At 70.3% G+C, this 5,815-nt stretch carries 3 protein-coding genes; 1 reads left to right on the forward strand and 2 read right to left on the reverse strand.

Annotated features, from left to right (window positions below):
* Positions 1-139 precede the first annotated feature (139 nt).
* Positions 140-4,123, reverse strand: coding sequence for a type VII secretion protein EccCa (eccCa, locus tag ACWD38_RS29920; RefSeq protein ID WP_221315933.1), 3,984 nt, complete (start codon positions 4,121-4,123; stop codon positions 140-142).
* A 3-nt stretch (positions 4,124-4,126) separates the two neighbouring features.
* On the opposite strand from eccCa, the gene eccD reads away from it, so the two are divergent.
* Positions 4,127-5,665 carry a type VII secretion integral membrane protein EccD gene (gene eccD, locus ACWD38_RS29925; RefSeq protein WP_281398363.1) on the forward strand — a complete coding sequence of 513 codons (1,539 nt, stop codon included), beginning with the start codon at positions 4,127-4,129 and terminating at the stop codon, positions 5,663-5,665.
* Here eccD and ACWD38_RS29930 read toward each other — a convergent pair.
* The coding region (locus ACWD38_RS29930) for a hypothetical protein (protein WP_450125411.1) at positions 5,618-5,815 on the reverse strand (198 nt) is incomplete at its 5' end. The genes eccD and ACWD38_RS29930 overlap by 48 nt on opposite strands.

A 5,815-nucleotide genomic window follows, 5' to 3' on the forward strand; every position in this document is an offset into this window, starting at 1 on the left:
GACCGCGGAGATCGCCCGCGACGAGCTCGCCCCCGCCGCCGCGAGCGCCGAAGGGCAGGAGCGCTTCCCGCGCAAGGCGTTCCAGCTGCTCGGCGATCCCGTTGGACGAACGGTCCGTTCACTCCGGAGCAGGCCCGGCTCAGCCGGCGCGGGCCGGTTCTGGGTCCAGCAGCGGGGTTTGCAGCATGCGGACCGTGCGGCGGCGGTTGACGAACTGGGCCCGGCCGGGCGGCAGCGTCTTCGGTCGCAGGTCGCCGAGGAACTTGCCCTCGTCCTTCGGGCAGGACATCAGCATCGCCGGGGTCCCGAGCTCCCACATGCGGCGGATCACCTGGTCCATCATCGCCCGGCTGGCACCCGAGGTGCTGCGCGCGATGATCAGGTGCAGGCCGATGTCCGACGCCTGCGGCAGCAGCGAGGTCAGCGACTGCAGCGGGTTGTTCATGCCGCTCTGGATCAGCTCGTGGTCGTCGACGATGATGTAGAGCTCACCGCCGTGCCACCAGTCCCGCTTCGGCAGCCGGTCCGGCGTGATCTCCGGGCCGGGCAGCCGCTTCGTGAGCAGCCCGGTGGCCTCGTCGACCGTGGTCCCGAAACCGTCGCCCGCCACCGAATAACCCAGGTGGTAGTCGGCGGGCACCGAGTCGTAGAGCTCGCGGCGCAGGTCGGCGAACATGATCCGCGCCTGCTTCGGCGTGTAGTGCGCCGCGATCGATTTGGCGATGTGGCGCAACATGTTCGTCTTGCCCGACTCGGTGTCGCCGAACAGCATCAGGTGCGGCGTGACGTCGAAGTCGTGCCACAGCGGCGCCAGGTCCACGTCGTCGATGCCGAGCGCGATCTTCGGCAGTCCCGCCACCCCCGGCTGCGGGGCGGGCAGCTCCGAGATGTGCACCTCGGCGGGCAGCAGCCGCACCGGCGGGGCCTTCGGGGCGCCGGGCACGGCCATCGCGTCCACCAGGTCCTGCACCGAGTCGGCCAGGTCGTCCACCGACGACCGCCCGTCGATGCGCGGCAGCGCGATCTGGAAGTGCTGCTTGTCCATGGTGAGGCCGCGGCCGGGCTGGTTCGGCACCTTCGCGGCGAGCCGCGAGTTCACCTCGGAGTCGATCGGGTCGCCCAGCCGCAGCTCCAGCCGGGTGCCGAGCACGCCGCGCAGCCACGCCCGCATGTCCGACCAGCGACCGGAAGTGATCACCAGGTGGATGCCGTAGGTGAGGCCGCGGGTGGCGATCTCCTGGAACCGGTTCTCCAGCTCCTCGAACTCCTGGCGCACGGTGTGCCAGCCGTCGACGACGAGGAACACGTCGCCGTACGGGTCCTCCTGGAACTTGCCCTGCCTGCGGGCGCGCCGGTAGGACACCATCGAGTCGAGGTTGTTGTTCTGGAAGAACAACTCGCGCCGCATCATGAGGTTCATGACCTCCTGCACGGTGCGCGAGACCCGGTCCCGGTCGAGCCGGTTCGCGACGCTGCCGACGTGCGGCAACCCCACCAGCGGCGCCAGCGATCCGCCGCCGAAGTCGAGGCAGTAGAACTGCACTTCGCGCGCGCTGTGGTTGAGAGCCAGCGCCGCGATCAGCGTGCGCACCAAGGTGCTCTTGCCGGCCTGCGGGCCACCGGCGACGCCGATGTGGCCCTCGGCGCCGCTGAGGTCGATGGTCAGCAGTTCGCGCCGCTGCTGCGCGGGCAGGTCGATCAGGCCCAGCGGCACCCGCAGGCCGTCGGAGGTCTTGCGGTCGGCGGCGCGCACCCCCGACTCGGGGTCGTCGAGCAACGGCGGCAGCAGTTCGTCCAGCGTCGGCGAGAACCGCATCGGCGGCAGCCACACCTGGTGCGCGGCCGGTCCGACGCCCTGGAGCTTCTCGATGAGCACGTCCACCACGGACAGCTGCGATTCGCCTTCGGGCTGCTCCTCCGCGGGTTCTTCGGTGCGGCGCACCCGCGGCTCGATGAACTTGCCGCTGAACGCGACGAGCTGCTCCTCGATGACCTCGCGGCTGCGCTGGCGGCGCGGCGTGCGGTACGGGCCGGAGACGTAGGCGGCCTTGAACCGCATCAGCGTCTGGGTGTCCGAGCGCAGGTAGCCGTTGCCCGGCCCCGAGGGCAGCTCGTAGGCGTCGGGCACGCCGATGACGGCGCGGGAGTCCATCGCGGAGAACGTGCGCAGGCCGATCCGGTACGACAGGTGCGTCTCGACCTTGCTGATGCGGCCCTCGTCGAGGCGCTGCGAGGCCAGCAGCAGGTGCACGCCGAGGCTCCGGCCGAGCCGGCCGATCATGGCGAACACGTCGATGAACTCGGGCTTGCTCACGAGCATCTCGCTGAACTCGTCGACGACGACGAACAGCGACGGCATCGGGTCCAGCGGCACCCCGGAGCGGCGGGCCTTCTCGTAGTCGCGCCGCGAGCTGTAGTTGCCCGCCGAGCGCAGCAGTTCCTGGCGCCGGTTCATCTCACCGGTCAGCGCGTCCTGCATGCGGTCGACGAGTTCGAGCTCGTCGACGAGGTTCGTGATGACCGCCGAGGTGTGCGGCAGCTTCTCGAACCCGAGGAACGCCGCACCGCCCTTGAAGTCCACCAGCACCAGGTTCAGCTCGTCGGACGGGTGCGTGGTGACCAGGCCCAGCACCAGCGTCCGCAGCAGTTCGCTCTTGCCGGAGCCGGTGGCGCCGACGAGCATGCCGTGCGGCCCCATGCCGTCTTCGGCGGATTCCTTGATGTCGAGCTCGATGGGCGTGCCGTTGCCCGCGATGCCGATCGGCACCCGCAGCCGCTGCCAGGCGGAACGCCCGCGCCGCAGCCGGTCGGTGTCGAAGGTGCGGGCGTCGGAGATGCCCAGCAGCGTCGTCAGCTCGTAGTCGGTGGCCAGCGGTTCGCTGGTGTCGTTGGAGGTCCCCACCCGGTTCGGCGAGATCGCGCGGGCCAGCGAGGACGCCGCCGCGAAGCTCATCGCGTCCGGGCGGCACAGCGGTTTGGTGCTCTCCCGCCCGGCGCGGTCGAAGTTCACCGTGCGGATCTGCTCGGAGTCGACCTCCAGGTGCAGCACGGAACGGCTGGCCTGCCACTTCAGCGCGCCGTCCATGTCGATCACCACGGCGTTGCGGTAGCCGGCACCGGCGAACCGGTGGCCCGCGGGCACGGTGACGCCGTCGACGACGATCACCACGAAGGACTCGCTGGCGGTGACCGGGGTGGACGGTTCGAAGCGGGGGCGTTCGGTGAAGACCTCACCGCCGAGCATCCGCTCCAGCTCGGTGACGTTGTCGGAGATCATCCGCAGCGGACCGGCGCCGTCGCGGCGGTCGTCGTCCTGGGCGTGCGGGAGCCACTTCACCCAGTCCCACTCGGGGCGCTGCTCGTCCCCCGCGCACACCGCGATCACCAGGTCGCTGGGCGAGTGGAACGAGGCCAGCTGCGCCAGCATCGCCCGCACCAGGGCGCGCTCGGCGTCCGGCTCACCCCGCATCTGCACCCGCGCGAACCCGCGCAGGTACACGGCGATCGGCGCCGACGGCAACGTCGTGTAGGCGCGCAGGAACCGGCGCAGCGCGTGCGCCGCCAACGGCTCCAGGTCCTCCACCGGCTTCGTCTGCGGCGGCACCATCTTCACCGCGGCGCGCTGCGGGCCGAGCCCGATGCGCACCTCGCCGAAGTCCTCGTGCGCGGCGCGGCGCTCCCAGAGCCGGTAGCTCAGCACCAGCGACCACAGCGAACCCGGCGCCGGGTGCACCCAGGTCGACGCGCGGTGCTGCTCACCGAGGGTCTTGCGGACCTGCCTGCGGGTCTGCGCCAGGTAGCGCAGGTAGTCGCGGCGATCACCGGTGAGCTGGTGCTTGCGGTCGGTCTGCGCGCGCAGCAGCTGGCTGACGAGCATGAGGATCATCGCGGTCCCCATCAGACCGCCGCCGACGTACATCATCGGACCGGACGCGCGGCCCGGTTGCATCATCATCATCATCATCGCGCCCGCCATGAGCGCCATGGGCAGGTACATCAGCACCATGCTCAAGCTGCTGCTCTGCGGTTGGGGCAGCGACGGCGGTTCCTGCAGGTCCACCTGGTCGGTGGGCATCGCGGGCCCTACTCGACGGGCGGGCCTGCGGAACAGCGTTGTGCTCAACGCATGTCTCCCTCTGGTGCGGGGTTCCCCTCCGATTTGCCCCCGGAAGACCACGGCCGCGCGCGCATACGCGTGCGCGGATTAGGTTTCCGAGTTGTCACGGTCTCGGCCAGCCAGCCAGGAAGGAAACCGGACACCAACGTGGAAGACGCCACCAAGAATGTCACAAACCAGCTTTGCAGGCTACGACTGGTCGTCCGGGACCGGTCCGTGGAAATGGCGTTGCCGACCGACGTAGCGTTGATCGACCTGCTGCCCGCGATCCTGCACCACGCGGGCGGTGACCTCGCCGACGAAGGCGTGGAACACGAGGGCTGGGTGCTGCAACGACTCGGCAAGGCCCCGTTCGACGAGAACCGCACCACCTCGGAGCTGGGGCTGCTCGACGGCGAAACGGTCCACTTGCGACCGCGCGCCGCGGCCCTGCCGGAGATCGATTTCGACGACCTGGTGGACGGGATCGCCGAGCAGACCTCGATGCGCCCGGACGCCTGGACCGACCGGTTCAGCCGGTGGATGCTGCTGGCCTTCGGCGGTGTCGCGTTCCTGCTCACCGCGGCGACGCTGCTGATCCCGGGACCGCCCGCGCTGGCCAGGACGTTGTTCCCGGCGGTGGTGGTCGTCGCGCTGCTGCTGGCCGCCACGATCCTGTCCCGCAGCCGCGGTGACGGGGTCACCGCGACCGTGCTGGCCTGGGTGGCGGTGCCGTTCGCGGCGATCACCGGCTGGATGCTGCCGCTGTCGATCGACGCGACGTCCGGCGTCGGAGCCAGCCTGGCGTGCGCGCTGGTGCTGGTCGTGGCGGTGCTGGTGCTGGGCATGCTCGGCACCGCGGAAGCGGGCCTGCTGTTCATCGGCGGGCTGTTCGTGAGCGTCATCGGCGCGATCACCGCGCTGATCGGCGCTTTCTCCCCCGCCGAGCCGCACCAGGCGGCGGCGATCGGCGTGGTGCTGAGCACGGTCGTGCTGGGCTTCGTGCCGACGACCTCGTTCCGGCTCGCGGGGCTGAGCCTGCCCGCGCTGCCGACCAGCGCCGAGGAGTTCGGCGAGGACACCGATCCGGTGCCGCACCAGGTCGTGGTGCAGCGCTCGGCGATGGCGAACCGGTACATGAGCTCGCTCTACCTGTCGCTGGGAACGCTGCTGCTGGTGCTCACGACGGTCGTGCTGGCCGCGGCGAAGATGTGGCCGATGATCATGATCGCGGTGCTCGGCGTGGTGCTGCTGCTGCGGTCCCGCCACATCGACGGCGCCCTGCAGCGCTGGGCGCACCTGGTGCCCGCCGGGTGGGCGCTGGGAGCGGACCTGTTCCTGCTGGCCGCGGGCGTCGACCCGTTCTCCCGGATGCTCTACGTGACCAGCGCCGTGCTGCTGGCAGGAGTCCTGCTGGTGGTGGCCGCGGCGACGCTGCCCGGCCGCAAGCTGCGCCCCTACTGGGGCCGAGCCGTCGACATCTTCGAAATGCTCACCGCGATCTCCCTGCTCCCCCTCCTCCTAGCAGTCCTCGACGTCTACATGTACGTCCGCGGCCTGGCCGGATGACGGACCGATCTTCATCTTGTCAGCGGCGAAGCCGCTGAGCAGCGACCACCAAAGCAAGCCGACCACCCGCGGGTTCTCAGCGTTCTTCTCGCGAGGACAGCTTTTTCCCTCGTGGCGGAGCCACTTGGGAAAAAGATCCCGCAGCGAGAA

The organism is Saccharopolyspora sp. NPDC002578 (genome assembly GCF_053592695.1).

Bases quoted from the DNA above. Each gene is read 5' to 3' on its own strand.
- eccD (WP_281398363.1), top strand. From the start codon at position 4,127: ATGTCTCCCTCTGGTGCGGGGTTCCCCTCCGATTTGCCCCCGGAAGAC.